We start from the raw sequence: 14886 nt of genomic DNA on the forward strand, positions 1-14886 counted from the left end.
TTGCGGCGCGGTCGAGGCTACTCCCGGCCAGCGGAAGATCGGGCAGGGATGTTCTCGCGGGCCGGGTGCTCGATCGCGCCGCGCCAAGGCTCGATTTCATGCCTTGGAACTGCAGGTCACGATCGGCCGCGCAGTCGAGGTGCCCCACACTGTATCGGCCTGGCAGGCCGGGAGGTTCACATGCAGATCAGTTCAGCCTGGTTTTCGGATGGCGCCGAGATGCCGCTGGAGTGCACGCGCGATGGCGAAAATCTCTCGCCGCCATTGGCCTGGCGGGATGCGCCTCGGGAAACACGAAGCTTCGCGCTGGTCTGTGCTGATCCCGATGCGGCCGAACATCCGTGCCATCACTGGGCGGTCTACGATATCCCGCGCGAACAGGCGGCCCTCTGCGAAGGGCTGCCCCAGGTGAATGCCGTGCGGGGTGTGCGTCAGGCCATGAACGACCTCGGCCATCTCGGCTATGGTGGCCCCTGCCTGGGCCCGGCGCGATCGGCCCACCACTATCATTTCCGACTGTTCGCCCTCCAGGTCGAGCGGCTTCCGCTATCACGCGAACCCAGTTGCCGCGATGTCGAGCGAGCCGCACGACGGCTGGCCATCGCCGAGGCCGAGGTCATCGGCGTCCATGGGGGCCGCAACCATCCAAACGCCGCTGACCCGGCTATCGCCGAGGGTGGGCTGCGGCGTCCGGCCAGCGTCCGGCAGGGCGCCGCAGGCAGCGAGAATTGACATGTCCCAGATCGTCCATGTCGCCTATGTGGTTGAGCCCCGGTTGGCCGGCTGGACCGTGGTGTCCGGGCACATGGCCGCCGGAAGGTTCGAGACGCGCCGTGAAGCGTTGCGCCTGGCAGGCCGTGATGCTGCATTCTGCCGGTCGCTCGGCCACGATGTCACTCTGTTTGCCAGGCTGCGGGACGGGCGGCTCCGCGCCATCCGGATGCCACTCCGGGCTGAGACCGTCGCGGGGGCACCGATCGGGTATCGGGGACCCGCGGCCGGGACGCGAAGGTCGTCACGATGAGCCACGCGAACAGCACCCGCGGAGCACTGCTGACAGTGGCGTTGGCGCTCGGAGTGGCGGGAGCGTCGGCGGCCGCCCCTCCCGTTCAAGCGCTGCGGGACGGAGCGCCATCGGGCACTGCCGTTCCGTTCGACCGCGTTGACCCCCATGGCTGGGCACCGTGCAGTTCCTGGCTCGGCGACGGCGTTATGGAGGATCTCGCCTGGATGAGGGGAGTCATCAGGCCGAACGAAGCACAGCGCAGCTCGTTCGATGCGTTGGTCTCGGCCGCTGGTCGCGCCCGGGAGACCGTTCGGAGCGCGTGCGCCGAGGGATCGCCCACGGAGCTCGACGCGATCCATCGGCAGATCGAGGCGATGTTGCAGGCGGCCGAGATCATCTGCCCGGCCTATGATGCGCTGTATCGGGTGCTGAGCGACGATCAGAAACGCCGCCTCGATTCCGCTCTGCGGCACGCGGGCGGATGATGATGAGACCGCCGCCTGCCGCTTCGGACCGTTGCGACGCGTTCGGATGGGGCACCGGGCGGCCCATGCAGGGGAGTGCAGAGGGATGTTCAAGCACATCTTGATTCCGACGGACGGGTCGCCCCTCGCGGACAAGGCGGTCGACCGGGGCCTTCACTTCGCGGCGGAGATCCATGCCCAGGTGACCTTGCTCACGGTCACGCAACCGTTCCATGTCGCCAGCAGTTGGCCGCTGGTGGGAGCTGACGAATACGCCCAGTACGCGGAGCAGCACGGACGCGAACTCCTGGCCCCAGGCATCGAGATCGCGAGGACCTTCGGTGTGCCATGCGAGGCGATCGCGATCGAACACGAGCAGCCCTACGCCGCCATCATCGATGTGGCGACGAGCCAGGATTGTGATCTGGTGGCGATGGCCTCGCATGGGCGGCGGGGCATCTCCGCGGTCGTGCTCGGCAGCGAGACGCAGAAAGTCCTGACTCATTCTCGGATTCCGGTTCTGGTCCTCCGCTGACGGGGCCGATCCGGATCAGCCCGTACCGTTTCTCGTTGGAACGGTGGCCTCGGATGACGATGTGTGCAGCCTGCTTAGCGGATATCGGTTCAGATGCAGGATCCGCTCATAGAAACCGCTGCGGACGGCGCGGCGGCCGATGCTGATCACCGCGGCGTCGGACAGCTCCTTCCTGAAGATCGACAGCACGATCCGGCGATGGTCTTCGTCGAGCATGTCGATGGCCTCATCGATGAAGACCCACTTTGGCTTGTGCAGCAGCAGGCGGGCGAACGCGATCCGCTGCTGCTCGTCCATCGAGAGGTCCTTGTCCCAGCGCTGGGAACTGTCGAGCTGCGGGGCGAGGTGACCCAGCCCGGTCCGCTCAAGAGCTGCCACCAGGGCATTGTCTCCGAAGCTGGACGGGTCGGCGGGATAGGTCAGGGCGGCGCGCAGTGGTCCGAGCGGCATGTAGGGCCGTTGCGGCAGAAACATTGTGCTGTGCCGCGGCGGCAGGAGAAGCCGCCCCGTGCCCCAGGGCCACAGCCTTGCGAATGCCCGAAACAGGGTGCTCTTGCCGGAACCAGGCCGGCCGACGATCAGGACGCGGCTGCCGGGCGCGATCTCGATCTGCTCCTCCGTCATCGCCGCCCGGCCCGCAGCGGTCGTGACCGCAAGATGGTCGAAGGCCAAGCCGGCGGCGGGATGATCCGCAACCTCGATGCGTGCGGGCTGGCCGCCGAGGCCTTCAACAGTTGCCAGCGCCTGGCGGAAGGCGGAGACGCGGGTCAGCGTCGCGCGCCAGTCAGCGATGCGGCTGTAGTTGTCGACGAACCAGCGCAGCGCCTGCTGTACCTGGAGGAAGGCGCCGACTGCCATCATCAGGTTGCCGAAGGACAGGTTGCCGGCGAAGTACCCGGGGGCGGCGACCAGGATCGGGGCGACGATCGCGAACCAGCCATAGCCGGAGGTGATCCAGGTGAGCCTGGCTCCGGCATTGACCAGTTGGCGCGTGACCGCGACGACTTGGCCTAACTCATGATCGAGGCGTTGCCGCTCATCGGCCTCTCCGCCGCCGAGTGCGATGCCGTCGGCATTCTCGTTGACGCGAACGAGTGCGAATCTCAGCTCGGCCTCGCGGGCATAGCGCTCGGCATTGAGATTCACCAGGGGACGGCCGACACGCCAGCTGAACCAGGAAGCGGTCGCGGCATAGAACAGCGCGCACCACACCATGTAGCCGGGAATCGCGAGGGGCCGGCCCTGCAGCGAGAAGACGACGTCTTCCGACAGCACCCAGAGAACCCCGGCGAAGCTGGCGAGCAGCAGCCCTGACTGGAGAAGCCCGACACAGAGGTCGGCTGACAGTTCCGTCAGGTGCCTGGCATCCTCGTGGACGCGCTGGTCGGGGTTGACCCCGGCCTCCCCCGCCCAGACCAGCCGATACGCTCGTCCCGGTTCGAGCCAACGGGCGATCAGATCGCCCGTGAGCCACCCCCGCAGCCGCACCTTGATCATCTCGTGGAGCCAGCTTTGCATCACGTTCAGCACCAGAAGAGTCCCGGCGATGGCGGCAAAGACCATCAACTGCCGGACGAAGGCATCGACGCTCCTCTGGGCCAGCGCGTCGTAGAATGGCTGGTTCCACGCGTTCAGCCTGATCTGGGCGAGGGTCGTGGCGACGACCACGAGGAGGATCCCCGTGGCAAGGCAGGCCAACGCCGTCCTATCGGCCGACGTCTTCAGCGCGTCGAAGAAAACCCCGAACTGCGCCGGCCTGTGCTCCCCGAGGCTCGGTCGCGGAGCGGCCTCAACTGCTGTGGTCGCTCGCGGAAGCGGCATGGCAAGCTCCTAGCCGTCGGAAGGGATGATGTCCTGGGTGCCGATCATTTCAGGGCACAGGTATCGGCTGAACCAGAGCGCGGCGTGGTCGACCACCTCCGCGAGCGCGCCGGGCTCCGAGAACCAGCGGCCGGCGCCTTCGATGACCCGGAGGTCTTTCCGACCCCTCAGCCTGGCGTAGACATGCCGGTTGTGCGCGAGAATGCCGTCATCGGCTCCGCCGACGATCAGGAGGGCCGGCACCCGGATCTCATCGATGGTCTGGCCAGCGAGGTCCGGACGGCCTCCATATGAAACCACCGCTCCGATGCGCGGCCCGTCCGCCGCGGCGACCAGCGCCGCTGCGGCTCCGGTTCCGGTGCCGAGCAGCCCGAGCGGGAGGCAGGCGACAGCAGGTTCGTGGGCGATCCACCGCAGTGCAGCGGCGAGCCGGGCCGACAGCAGCGGGATATCGAACGCATTGGCCGGCTGGCGCTCCTCCGCCGTGGTCAGGAGATCGAACACCAGGGTCGCGAACCCCCGCCTGTGGAACGCCTCAGCCATGAGCGTCGTGCGTGGGCTGAAACGGCTCGAACCGCTGCCTTGCACGAAGACGATGAGAGCCTTCGTGGGGCGCGGAAGCCGCAGCGTGCCAGTCAGTCCGGCGGGTGGGATGCGGATATTGCTGAGATCCATGGCGGGTCCCGGGTAAGCGTTTTCCGCAGCACCCTATCCAGCCCGTTCCGATCGGGTGTTGATCAGGATCAATCCTGGTTCGGCGTGGCCCGTAAGGTCAGATTTGACTCAGGTCAAGGCGCAGCGAAGCAAAAGTCCGTCAGGGTGGTGGAGCGTCTTGCCGACCTCGCCTCGGATCTCAGGGGCCCGGGCCAAGGCGTTCACCCACGAGTGGCGGTGGAGCTCGGAATTCGTCCGGCCATCCACCCCTCGTCAGCAAGGAGGAATGACGATGACACAAGTCGTGACCAAGGTGCCGGTCAAGTCCGAGCCCGCTGCTGGCTCAACGCCGGCGCCCACGCGCGCCTGGGATTCGCTTCAGATCCTGCGCCATGAGATCGATCACGTCTTCGAGAGCTTCAATCGAGGCCTGCGGCTGTTCCCGCTCGGGCGCCCGATGGTCGGCGACGAGCCGACATGGCCCCGCGCGATGACGCAGGGCATGGTCCCGGCCATGGATATTGCGGAGGGTGAAAAGGGGTACCAGCTCACGGCCGAGCTGCCGGGCCTGGCCGAGCGCAATATCGAGGTCAAGCTGTCGAATGGGACGCTGACGATCAGGGGCGAGAAGGCCGAAGAGAAGGAAGAACAGAAGCAGGATTATCATCTGTCCGAGCGGCGGTATGGCTCCTTCCAGCGCGCGTTCCCGCTGCCTGCCGACGTCGACACGGACAAGATCGAGGCGAGCTTCAAGAATGGTGTGCTGACTGTCGTTCTTCCGAAGACGGTGGAAGCGATCAAATCCGAGAAGAAGATCGATGTGAAGGCGGCGTGAACGCCTGAGACGCCGGGGCCTGTGGTCATCGTCCGCAGGCCCTCCGCGCCTGTCGCGGTCGGGTGCCCGACGCGTTCGATGGCCCCTCGCATCGATTGGTCGTCGGCATCGAGAGTCAGGCGGGGCGGCGCTCCGGTGAGACCACGGATCCCGCCGCCCCGATCGCCTGCCTGCTGCCGCGGCGATCATGCCGCTGGGATCGCTCTCAGGGCGTCTGCGATCAAGCGGTACTTCACCTGCGTGACGGTCAGGTCCCGGTACCAGGTCACGAGATCGCCCCACGGGTCATTGATCTTGGAAAGCCCGGAAATGATGGCCACGACGGTGCCGATCCCGGCCTCGCCATGGACGACGTACCAGCCGCCGAGGCCGAAGGCGCATGTCACGCCCAGGTGATAGAAGATGTTCATCAGGAAGTTCATGGAGAATTTGAGGACGAACACTCCGACATTCAGCGTGAAGATGGAATCGAACCGGCGGGTCTGCTCTTCGCTGCCGGCGCTGACGGGGGAGGAGGTGACGGCGATGCTGACCTGCCGGAGCATCGTGATGCGCCGCGATACGCGCCGGTTGATCCGGCCCTGGATCATCGGCACGAGCACCAGTTGCGGCACGAAGACGGCAAAGCTGGCAAGCGCCATGAACGGCTGGATGTAGAGCATGTATGCAAAGGCGCTCAGCAGGATACCGCCCTGCAGGACCGGTTCCGACAAGCTGTTGCCGACGAAACCGCCGATATCGTCGCTCTCGGCGACCATCATGGAGAGCCCGATGCCGTCTGCCATGCTGTCATGCCGGGCCGCCGGGAGATCGTGCAACCCAAGCCGGACCTTCTCCCGCAGCAGCCGCACCGCGCTTTCCCCGACCCACCCGCGATAGATGTTCGTGAGCAGCTTGACCAGCCCTTCGAGGATGGCCACGCCGCCATAGGCCAGTGCAAGGAGCAGGACCGGGCGAAAGTCATGCTCGTAGAGGGTATCGTCTACGATCCGGCGCTGCAGCTCGATCGGTGCGATCGTCAGCAGGAATACGCCGGTGGACAACACCGCAAGGGCGAGCTGATGCCAGCGGCTGGCCCGCAGGATGAAGCCGAGCAGCGTATCCGGAAGGTCGACCGTCGAGCCGCCGGCGAGTGTTGGTGTGGTGAAGCCCATGCCCTCACGCCTTTCAAGCCTGTCCACGACGTCTGCTGTGGGGCCCGTCGCCGGGCCAAGATCACAGCGTGGGTGCAAGGCCATCGTGTGAGCGCCGCACCTGTCCCGCGGCCGAAGCTGGCTGACCTGCGGTGCCGGCGTTCCCGCGCTCCTTGGATCGGCGACTGGGACCCTGCGGGATCAGGCGCGCCCGAACCGGACTGCGGGCTCGTCGCCTTCGGTCATCTCCTCCAGCGCAGGGCGGTCGAGCAGTACCAGGCTATGCGGGCCGGCCATGTCGATCAGATCGTCATGCTTGAGGGCCGCGAGGGTCCGGCTGACGGTCTCGAGCGTCAGGCCGAGATAGTCGCCGATGTCGCTGCGGGACATCGCCAAGCTGACCGTCCTGCCGTCCGGCGCGGTGCTGGCCAGTTCGAGCAGGAAGCTGGCGACGCGTTCTGTCGCCGTCCTCCGGCCCAGGGTCAGAAGGCGCTCATAGGCGCAGGTGAGGGAGCGGCACGCGATCTCGCGCAAGAAAGCATTCAGGGTCGGGTCGGCGTCGCCTGCGCTCTCGGCGCGTTGCCGCGGGTAACGGATGACGACCATGTCGGTGAGGGCTTCGGCGGCGAAGCCGTGCTCTTGGAGCGCCTCGAAGCCGAAGAAGTCGCCAGCGTGGAGGAAGGCGCCGATCTGGCGGCGGCCATCGGGCAACAGCTTGCTGGTGCAGCCGGTGCCGGAGACGACGCGGTACCAGTGCGAGGCGAGATCACCCTCGCGGTAGGCGGCGGTGCCGCGGCGGAGCGTGGCCACCGCGCCGAGGGCGGTGAGGCCGGCCGGGGCGTCATCGGTGCCGTCGTCGGGGTGGGGGGCCAGGGCGGGGATGAAGCCCGGCGCCGGCCGGGATGCGGAGAAAGCGTGCTGCGTCTGCATGTTGATCTCGCTGCCGTCGGGTGGACGTGCAGCTGTCTTACGCCTCGGCCATGCGCCGCATCATTGTGAAGGATACGTACGGGAAACTACTTAGCGAAAAAAGAACCCGGCAAGGGCAGGCGAGTTGCTGTCGATGCCCTTGATGCATCGGAGGGCATCATGATTGCGCCTGGAGCGCTGATCCTCGCTGCATTCGGCGTGTTCGCGGCCAGCGTGGCGCTGGCGAGCCGGTACAGCTGAGGGGTCAAACGGCGGGGTCGCGGGGCGGGACCAGCACCGCCGCCCCGGTCAGCTGACCTCCGCGAAGCCGAGCCAGGGCCTCATTCGCCTGATCGAGCGGTATCGCCAGGGTCTCGGTGTGGATCGGCACCTCCGCGGCGACGGCCATGAAGGCCTCGGCGTCCTGGCGCGTCAGGTTGGCGATCGCGTGGATGGTCCGTTCCGGCCATAGCAGGGCGTAGGGGAAGCGCGGGATGTCCGACATGTGGATGCCGGCGCAGATCACCGTGCCCCCCTTCCGGATCGCCCTCAGTGCGGCGGGGACGAGATCACCCACCGGGGCGAAGATGATGGCGGCGTCGAGCGGCGCCGGCGGCATTTCGTCGGAGCCGCCGACCCAGGCCGCGCCCAGGCGTCGTGCGAAGGCCTGTGCTTCGGCGTCGCCCGGCACGGTGAAGACGAAGGCCTCCTGGCCGCGGTGGCGGGCGATCTGGATAACGATATGCGCGGAGGCGCCGAAGCCGTAGAGGCCGAGCCGCGGCCCGTCCCCAGCCAGTCGGAGGGCGCGGTAGCCGATCAGCCCGGCGCAGAGGAGAGGGGCCGCCTCGACGTCGCCGTAGCGCTCCGGGATCGGCACGCAGAACCGTTCATCCGCCTTGACGAATTCGGCATAGCCGCCGTCGAGCTGATAACCGGTGAAACGCGCGCTTTCGCAGAGGTTCTCCTGGCTGCGGCGGCAGAATTCGCAATTGCCGCAAGCCCATCCGAGCCATGGGACGCCAATACGGTCGCCAATCTTGAAGCGGGTGGCTTCGCTTCCCGCTGCCGTCACCCGGCCCACGATCTCGTGCCCCGGGACCAGCCGAGGCTTCGGTGAGGCCAACTCACCGTCGACGACGTGGAGGTCGGTCCTGCAGACGCCGCAGGCCGACACACGGATCAGGATTTCGGTCGGTCCTGGGCTGGGGCAAGGCAGATCGGCCGGCTCCAGCGGTGCACCCGGCTGCGTCAGGATCATCGCCTTCATGATGCACTTCCCTTCGCCTGACCACGGGACGACGGTCGTCGGTCGATCACGCTGTATGTGCGGCAACGGCCCGTGGCTACTCGTTCTCCAGCAGAGCCCGCGCCGACAGCAGCTGGCTCTGCAACTCCGGTCCGACGGCCGGGTATGAGAGGCCGAGCCCCTCCATGGCATTCACCGTGGCAGCGGCGACGGCCAGGCGGGTGAACCATTTGTTGTCAGCGGGAATCACGTGCCACGGGGCGTGCGGCGTCGCCGTCGCCCGGATCATCTCCTCGTAGGCGGATGCGTAGTCGTCCCACCGCTGGCGTTCCGCCACGTCCCCGGGGGCGAATTTCCAGGATTTTTCGGGGTCGTCGAGCCGCGCCAGGAAGCGCCGCTTCTGCTCGTCCTTCGAGAGGTTGAGAAAGAATTTCAGGATCAGGGTGCCATTGCGGGAGAGGTAGCGTTCGAAGGCGTTGATGTCCTCGTAGCGCTGCGTCCAGATCGATTTGTCCACCAGCCTCGGCGGCAGCCGCTGGTTGGCGAGGGTATCCAGATGCACCCGGACGACCAGCACCTCCTCGTAATAGGAGCGGTTGAAGATGCCGATCCGCCCGCGCTCGGGCAGATGCCTGGTGGTGCGCCACATGAAGTCGTGGTCGAGTTCCTCCGCCGAGGGTTGCCTGAACGGCGTGACCTGACAGCCCTGGGGATTCACACCCGACATGACGTGCTTGATCGTGCCGTCCTTGCCAGCCGCGTCCATTCCCTGGAGGATCAGCAGCACAGACCAGTGGTCCTGGGCGTAGAGCTTCTCCTGCATCTCGGCGAGCTGTTCGACGCTCTGGGCCAGGCCTGCCTGAGCCGCCTCTCCGCTGCTCAGCCCGCCGGTGTCGCCCGGATCCCAATCCTGCAGGCGGAAGCCGGCTCCGTCTTCGAGCCGATAGCATGCAGCGAGTTTGTCGAGCTTGAGCACTGTCGCCTCCATCCCGTGAACGCCCCGGCGGCATTGCCGCGGTCGGAGTTGCCCCGCCCTTCGGGCGGCGGCATCGCAATCCTGCTGGTTGTTGCAGTCAATCACCCAAAGGCCGCTGGCCAGGGTCTCACCCGGACGACGCGGAAGGGCCGGGTGACGCCGTCGTGCTCGGTCACCGAGACATATTCGCCTTCGACGAAGCGATGGGTGTCGAGCCGCCAGATCGGCTCGTCGTCATCTTCGCCCGGCGCATAAGAGAAGGCCCAGCGCCGTTGGCGCGTGTGGATCAGCTGCCCGTGTTCGTCATCCGTTCCCTGCCAGAAGCGACGGACGGTGCACTCGGCGCGCTGGGCACGCCAGGCGTCGGGGTTGAGATGTCCATCCGGATCCAGCGGAGCGATCAGCTCGTAGCCGCAATCCGGCGCCCCCGCGGGCGCCTCCGGCGTTCGCGCCAGTTCCATTCGCACTCGGCTCAGGCTCATCTTGCTCTCCTGCGATCGATACTTGATCCAGTTATTTTTGCTCGCCGTGGCGACGGCCACCTTGATCTGGCGCAAGCCTGTTCAGGCGCGGGCCATCGCCTGCAGCAGCGGCGTTTCCGCTGGCGTCTGCACCGGCCAGCCGAGCCGTCCCAGATATCGAAGGGTTCGGAAAGCGAGGGTCGGGATCGAACAATCGGAGGTGAAGGCGGCCCATCCCGGTGCCCCCATCTCATCTCGACGCTGCCGAGCGAGCACGGTTGGTGTTGCGTCCGACGCGTCGCCGACCCTCGCCGAAAGCCGGGGAACCAGGATCGCATCCGCGGCCTCGAGCCAGAGGGCGGCGAACGGTACGCCCCGACGCTGCGCCACGACTCTGACTGCGTCCTGCTCGGCGTGATCGAGGAAGGTGGCGTCGACGATGACCGTGCAGCCAGCCGCCAGCAGGCGATCGGCCTCGGTGAGAAGGGTCTCGTAGACCCGTGCCGTCTGCTCCGGGCCATAGGCACCGTCGGGAAGAGGCGCTTCGGGCGCCGCTCCGTGAAGCTGTTTCCGGATGACATCGGACCGCAGCACCCGGGCCCCCAGATGCGGGCCGACATAGGGGGCGAGGAAAGCGGCGAGGGTCGATTTGCCGGTACCGCTGACGCCGCCGATGGCCAGCAATCGCGGTTCGGGGCTTCGGAACAACTCGTCGGCCAGGGCGAAATACGCTGTGGCCCGCCTGCGCGCCTCCAAGCCGGCCGCTGCATCGCTCGTGCCATTGGCCGTTGCTGCCTGGACATGCGCGCGGATGGCGGCGTGGATCGACATGAAGAGGGGAAGCAGGGCGACACCATCGGCCTCGTCCGGCATGCGGTCGAGGTAGCGGTTGAACACAGCGTTCGCGAAATCCCGATGCGACCGGTCCAGAAGATCCATCAGTAGGAAGGACAGATCGTAGAGGACGTCGACACAGGCCAGGCGGTCCGAAAACTCGATGGCGTCGAACAGTGTCGGCTCGTCATGCCACATGGCGATGTTGGCAAGGTGAAGATCGCCGTGGCAGCGGCGGACATGATCGGAACGCTGCCGGCGATGGAGCAGCGCCTCGTGTCGGGAAGCTTGATCCAGGGACCGGCGCGTGAGACCGGTGACCGCTGCCGCCTCGAACAGATCCGCGCCGTAACGGGAGAGGTTGCCGTCGTTCTCGACGATGATGTCGGCGATTGCCGCCGGACCGCCGAAGTCCGGCTCGCCCGCCAGCGACTGGTGGAACTCGGCGATGCGGTCCGCCAGCCGGCGCATGATCTGGGTCGTGAGCAAGCCGTGCTTGGCCAATTGGTCGAGTTGGCCCGATCCGTCGAAGCGAAGCATCACCAGGAGCCAGTCGACGATCGTCCCGTCCCCGCCGAGGGTGAGGCCGCCGGAGGCCGCACGGCAGACCGGCAGGACCCGGAGATAGAGACCCGGTGCGGTCCGGCGATTGATCGCGAGCTCCTTCTCGCAGGCCGCATGCCTGAGCTCGGGCGTGGAATAGTCGAGATAGCTGAACCGCACCGCCTTCTTGAGCTTGTAGGCATGTCCGCCGGCGAGGAAGACGACGGAAGCGTGCGTTTCCACCCTTTGCACCGAATCCACGCCATAGGCCTCCGGCTGCGAAAGAAATGCGATCACGTCCTGCTGCGGTGTGTCGACCATCGATGCCTCCTCCTTGGTGAGGACGATGGTGCCGGCATTCGGCGGGGCCGGCCTTGCGCTGGATCAAACGCAGCATCCGTGGGACGACGCGCGAAGCGCTGCACCCTGCTGATCTTTCAAAGGATCAGGAGGGCGATGGATGCGGCCGCCATCGCCACTGTGGCCAGCCACCCGACGGCGACCATCGATCGGGGCAGGATGAACGACCCCATGATCCGACGATCGGTCGCGATCAGGAGCATCGTCGCCATCAGGGGCGCGGCCAGGAGGCCGTTGAGCACAGCACTCCAGTATAGGGCCCTGATCGGATCGATTCCGGTGAAGCCCACCCCCAGGCCGAGCACCGTCGCCAGGACGATCACGCCGTAGAAGGCCTTCGCCTCCTTCGGCTTGTGGTCGAGGCCCTCCACCCAGTCGAACGTCTCGCAGACGGCGTAGGCGGCGGAGCCAGCCAGCACGGGAACGGCCAGCAGGCCGGTGCCGATGATGCCACAGGCGAAGACCGCGAAGGCAAGGGGGCCTGCGATCGGCCTCAGCGCCTCGGCCGCCTGCGCCGAGCTCTGGATATCCGTGATGCCGTTGGCGTGCAGCGTTGCCGCCGTGGCGAAAATGATGAACAGCGAGATCAGGTTCGAATAGCCCATGCCGACCCAGGTATCGATCCGGACCCGATCCAGTTCCGGACCTGCCTGGGCGGGCGTCACATAGAGCGGCTGCGATTTGCGCCGGAGCCGCTCCTCGACCTCCTGCGACGCCTGCCAGAAGAAGAGGTAGGGGCTGATGGTGGTGCCCAGCAGCGCCACCAGCACCTCGGCATGGTCGGCATCGAAAACCAGATGCGGCACGAACGTCCGCAGCAACGCCTCGCTCCACGGCACATGAACGACAAAGACCGCCGCGGCATAGGCCAGCAGGGACAGGGTGAGCCATTTCAGGACGGCGGCGTACCGCGCGTAGCTGAGAAAGACCTCCAGGACGATGCACAGCGCCGCGAAGCCGATGCCGTACAGCAGGGCAGGGCCGGGAATGAGCAACTGCGCCGCTGCCGCCATGGCACCGAGGTCCGCCCCGAGATTGGCGATGTTCGCCACCAGCAGCGCCAGCACGACGGTCCGCAGCAGCCACCGCGAATGGTGCCGGCGCAGATTCTGCGCGATGCCGCGGCCAGTGACGCAGCCGATGCGGGCGCTGATCGACTGAGTGACGGACATCAGCGGATAGCTGAACAGCATGACCCAGGCCATGCCGTAGCCGAACTGCGCGCCGGCTTGGCTGTAGGTGGCGATGCCGCTCGGGTCGTCATCCGCGGCGCCGGTGACCAGGCCGGGGCCCAGAGTCCTGAGCAGGCCAGGTCGCGATCGCCGCCTGGCCTTCCTGCCACCGTCCGTCTCGATGAGGCTGGCCATTTTCCGTCCCGGACTGCGCTTCGAAGGCCTTTCCTATGGCAGACGCCGCCGCGGCCGGGCTTTGATCCAGATCAAGGTGCCCGCGGCCACCGTGGTTGATACCAGCGCTTCGGGGCGTCCAATGCCGGCGCCTATCCAGGGGATACCGCGCCATGACCATCGCCATGGATGTCGTGCAGCTGTCGCGGCTGCAGTTCGGCCTGACGGCCATGTACCACTTCCTGTTCGTGCCTTTGACGCTCGGCCTCGCGGTGCTGCTCGGCATCATGGAGAGCGTCTATGTCATGACCGGCCGCGAGGTCTGGCGCCGAATGACGAAGTTCTGGGGTGTGCTGTTCGGCATCAACTTCGCCATGGGGGTCGCCACCGGCATCACCATGGAGTTCCAGTTCGGCATGAACTGGGCCTATTACAGCCAGTATGTCGGCGACATCTTCGGCGCGCCGCTGGCCATCGAAGGGCTGATGGCCTTCTTCCTCGAGGCGACGTTCATCGGCCTGTTCTTCTTCGGCTGGGACCGGTTGTCGAAGGTCGGCCACCTGATCGTCACCTGGCTGGTGGCGCTGGGGTCGAACCTGTCGGCGCTGTGGATCCTGATCGCGAATGGCTGGATGCAGCATCCGGTCGGGGCGCGGTTCAACCCCGACACGATGCGCATGGAAGTGACGGACTTCATGGCCGTCATCTTCAACCCGGTGGCGCAGGCGAAATTCGTGCACACGGTCAGTGCCGGCTATGTGACGGGGGCGATGTTCGTGCTCTCGATCAGCGCCCTCTACCTCTTGCGCGGCCGGCATGTCGACCTGGCCAAGCGATCGCTGACCGTGGCCGCCAGCTTCGGCCTCGCGGCCGCGCTGTCCGTCGTCGTGCTCGGCGACGAGAGCGGCTACACCGCCGGCGAGAATCAGAAGATGAAGATCGCCGCGATCGAGGCGATGTGGGACACCGAGCCGGCGCCGGCTTCCTTCACCCTGTTCGGTCTGCCGAACCAGGAGACGCATCGCACCGACTACGAGATCAAGGTGCCTTGGATGCTGGGGCTGATTGCCACCCGGTCGATCGACGGTGAGGTGCCGGGCATCAACGAGCTGGTGGCGCGGGCGCAGGCGCGCATCCGCTCCGGCCTGATCGCCTATGGCGGGCTCGAGCGGCTGCAGGCCGATCGCAACGATGCCGACGCCAGGGCGAGGCTGGCGGCCCATGCCGAAGACCTCGGCTACGCCTTCCTGCTCAAGCCGATCCGGCCGGACATCCTGGCCGCCACCGATGCCGATGTGGAAAAGGCTGCCTGGACCGCGGTGCCGCAGGTTTCCCCGCTGTTCTGGAGCTTCCGGCTGATGGTCGCGCTCGGCTTCCTCTTCATCGGCCTCTTCGCCGTCGCCTTCGTCCTGGCATCACGCCGACGGCTGCAGGCGTCCCCGATGTTCCTGTGGATTGCCGTGGGCGCGCTGCCGCTCCCGTGGATCGCCGCCGAACTCGGCTGGTTCGTGGCGGAGGTGGGGCGCCAGCCCTGGGTGATCGAAGGTGTGCTGCCGACCTACCTGGCGGTGTCGAACCTGACGGCCGGCAATGTCCTGGCCACGCTGCTGGGGTTCATCGCCCTCTATTCGATCCTCTTCGCGATCGACGTCACCCTGATGGTCAAGGCCATCCGTGTCGGTCCCGCGGCGGCCGGATCGGATCTTACGGCTGAGCCCGATCTGGCCGCAGTTCCGGCCGCGGCGGAATAGTTCCGGGAGGAC

General features: G+C 66.7%; 14 protein-coding genes. 5 read left to right on the plus strand and 9 right to left on the minus strand.

Annotated features, from left to right (window positions below):
* Window positions 1–180: 180 nt before the first annotated feature.
* The 3 genes from E9232_RS03390 to E9232_RS03400 all read left to right on the plus strand — a co-directional run bounded on the left by E9232_RS03390 (window position 181) and on the right by E9232_RS03400 (window position 2005).
* The gene (locus E9232_RS03390) at window positions 181–732 is read left to right on the plus strand and encodes a YbhB/YbcL family Raf kinase inhibitor-like protein (protein WP_309792144.1); all 552 of its coding nucleotides are present in this window, start codon (window positions 181–183) and stop codon (window positions 730–732) included.
* Window positions 733–1020: 288 nt separating this feature from the next.
* On the plus strand, window positions 1021–1491 hold the full coding sequence (locus tag E9232_RS03395) for a Spy/CpxP family protein refolding chaperone (RefSeq protein WP_309792145.1): 471 nt from the start codon (window positions 1021–1023) through the stop codon (window positions 1489–1491).
* Between the two features lie 85 nt (window positions 1492–1576).
* Window positions 1577–2005, plus strand: coding sequence for a universal stress protein (locus tag E9232_RS03400; protein WP_309792146.1), 429 nt, complete (start codon window positions 1577–1579; stop codon window positions 2003–2005).
* 15 nt (window positions 2006–2020) lie between these two features.
* Here the strand turns inward: E9232_RS03400 and E9232_RS03405 are convergent, their stop codons facing one another.
* On the minus strand, window positions 2021–3826 hold the full coding sequence (locus E9232_RS03405; RefSeq protein ID WP_309792147.1) for an ABC transporter ATP-binding protein/permease: 1806 nt from the start codon (window positions 3824–3826) through the stop codon (window positions 2021–2023).
* 9 nt (window positions 3827–3835) lie between these two features.
* On the minus strand, window positions 3836–4501 hold the full coding sequence (locus tag E9232_RS03410; protein ID WP_309792148.1) for a dienelactone hydrolase family protein: 666 nt from the start codon (window positions 4499–4501) through the stop codon (window positions 3836–3838).
* A 271-nt stretch (window positions 4502–4772) separates the two neighbouring features.
* On the opposite strand from E9232_RS03410, the gene E9232_RS03415 reads away from it, so the two are divergent.
* Window positions 4773–5315, plus strand: a complete 543-nt coding sequence (locus E9232_RS03415; protein WP_309792149.1) for an Hsp20/alpha crystallin family protein — start codon at window positions 4773–4775, stop codon at window positions 5313–5315.
* Window positions 5316–5500: 185 nt separating this feature from the next.
* Here the strand turns inward: E9232_RS03415 and E9232_RS03420 are convergent, their stop codons facing one another.
* The 7 genes from E9232_RS03420 to E9232_RS03450 all read right to left on the minus strand — a co-directional run bounded on the left by E9232_RS03420 (window position 5501) and on the right by E9232_RS03450 (window position 13144).
* Window positions 5501–6469 carry an ABC transporter transmembrane domain-containing protein gene (locus E9232_RS03420; RefSeq protein ID WP_309792150.1) on the minus strand — a complete coding sequence of 323 codons (969 nt, stop codon included), beginning with the start codon at window positions 6467–6469 and terminating at the stop codon, window positions 5501–5503.
* Window positions 6470–6649: 180 nt separating this feature from the next.
* Window positions 6650–7378, minus strand: coding sequence for a helix-turn-helix domain-containing protein (locus E9232_RS03425; protein WP_309792151.1), 729 nt, complete (start codon window positions 7376–7378; stop codon window positions 6650–6652).
* Between the two features lie 244 nt (window positions 7379–7622).
* Window positions 7623–8624 (minus strand): zinc-dependent alcohol dehydrogenase family protein, encoded by a 1002-nt coding sequence (locus E9232_RS03430; RefSeq protein ID WP_309792152.1) that lies wholly within the window; start codon window positions 8622–8624, stop codon window positions 7623–7625.
* A gap of 76 nt (window positions 8625–8700) precedes the next feature.
* Window positions 8701–9579 (minus strand): polyphosphate kinase 2 family protein, encoded by an 879-nt coding sequence (locus E9232_RS03435; RefSeq protein WP_309792153.1) that lies wholly within the window; start codon window positions 9577–9579, stop codon window positions 8701–8703.
* 101 nt (window positions 9580–9680) lie between these two features.
* On the minus strand, window positions 9681–10136 hold the full coding sequence (locus E9232_RS03440) for a hypothetical protein (protein WP_309792154.1): 456 nt from the start codon (window positions 10134–10136) through the stop codon (window positions 9681–9683).
* 6 nt (window positions 10137–10142) lie between these two features.
* Window positions 10143–11738 carry a bifunctional aminoglycoside phosphotransferase/ATP-binding protein gene (locus E9232_RS03445; RefSeq protein ID WP_309792155.1) on the minus strand — a complete coding sequence of 532 codons (1596 nt, stop codon included), beginning with the start codon at window positions 11736–11738 and terminating at the stop codon, window positions 10143–10145.
* A gap of 116 nt (window positions 11739–11854) precedes the next feature.
* Complete coding sequence (locus tag E9232_RS03450) at window positions 11855–13144, minus strand: NRAMP family divalent metal transporter (protein ID WP_309792156.1); 1290 nt, start codon at window positions 13142–13144, stop codon at window positions 11855–11857.
* Window positions 13145–13296: 152 nt separating this feature from the next.
* On the opposite strand from E9232_RS03450, the gene E9232_RS03455 reads away from it, so the two are divergent.
* The gene (locus E9232_RS03455; protein ID WP_309792157.1) at window positions 13297–14874 is read left to right on the plus strand and encodes a cytochrome ubiquinol oxidase subunit I; all 1578 of its coding nucleotides are present in this window, start codon (window positions 13297–13299) and stop codon (window positions 14872–14874) included.
* Window positions 14875–14886: the final 12 nt, after the last annotated feature.

Origin of the sequence: Inquilinus ginsengisoli (genome assembly GCF_031453975.1) — a bacterium.
In the GTDB taxonomy this organism is placed as follows: domain Bacteria; phylum Pseudomonadota; class Alphaproteobacteria; order DSM-16000; family Inquilinaceae; genus Inquilinus; species Inquilinus ginsengisoli_A.

Excerpts from the sequence above, each read along its gene's own strand:
- E9232_RS03390 (WP_309792144.1), top strand. The coding sequence starts at position 181 with ATGCAGATCAGTTCAGCCTGGTTTTCGGATGGCGCCGAGATGCCGCTG.
- E9232_RS03395 (WP_309792145.1), top strand. The coding sequence starts at position 1,021 with ATGAGCCACGCGAACAGCACCCGCGGAGCACTGCTGACAGTGGCGTTG.
- E9232_RS03400 (WP_309792146.1), top strand. The coding sequence starts at position 1,577 with ATGTTCAAGCACATCTTGATTCCGACGGACGGGTCGCCCCTCGCGGAC.
- E9232_RS03405 (WP_309792147.1), bottom strand. The coding sequence starts at position 3,826 with ATGCCGCTTCCGCGAGCGACCACAGCAGTTGAGGCCGCTCCGCGACCG.
- E9232_RS03410 (WP_309792148.1), bottom strand. The coding sequence starts at position 4,501 with ATGGATCTCAGCAATATCCGCATCCCACCCGCCGGACTGACTGGCACG.
- E9232_RS03415 (WP_309792149.1), top strand. The coding sequence starts at position 4,773 with ATGACACAAGTCGTGACCAAGGTGCCGGTCAAGTCCGAGCCCGCTGCT.
- E9232_RS03420 (WP_309792150.1), bottom strand. The coding sequence starts at position 6,469 with ATGGGCTTCACCACACCAACACTCGCCGGCGGCTCGACGGTCGACCTT.
- E9232_RS03425 (WP_309792151.1), bottom strand. The coding sequence starts at position 7,378 with ATGCAGACGCAGCACGCTTTCTCCGCATCCCGGCCGGCGCCGGGCTTC.
- E9232_RS03430 (WP_309792152.1), bottom strand. The coding sequence starts at position 8,624 with ATGAAGGCGATGATCCTGACGCAGCCGGGTGCACCGCTGGAGCCGGCC.
- E9232_RS03445 (WP_309792155.1), bottom strand. The coding sequence starts at position 11,738 with ATGGTCGACACACCGCAGCAGGACGTGATCGCATTTCTTTCGCAGCCG.
- E9232_RS03450 (WP_309792156.1), bottom strand. The coding sequence starts at position 13,144 with ATGGCCAGCCTCATCGAGACGGACGGTGGCAGGAAGGCCAGGCGGCGA.
- E9232_RS03455 (WP_309792157.1), top strand. The coding sequence starts at position 13,297 with ATGACCATCGCCATGGATGTCGTGCAGCTGTCGCGGCTGCAGTTCGGC.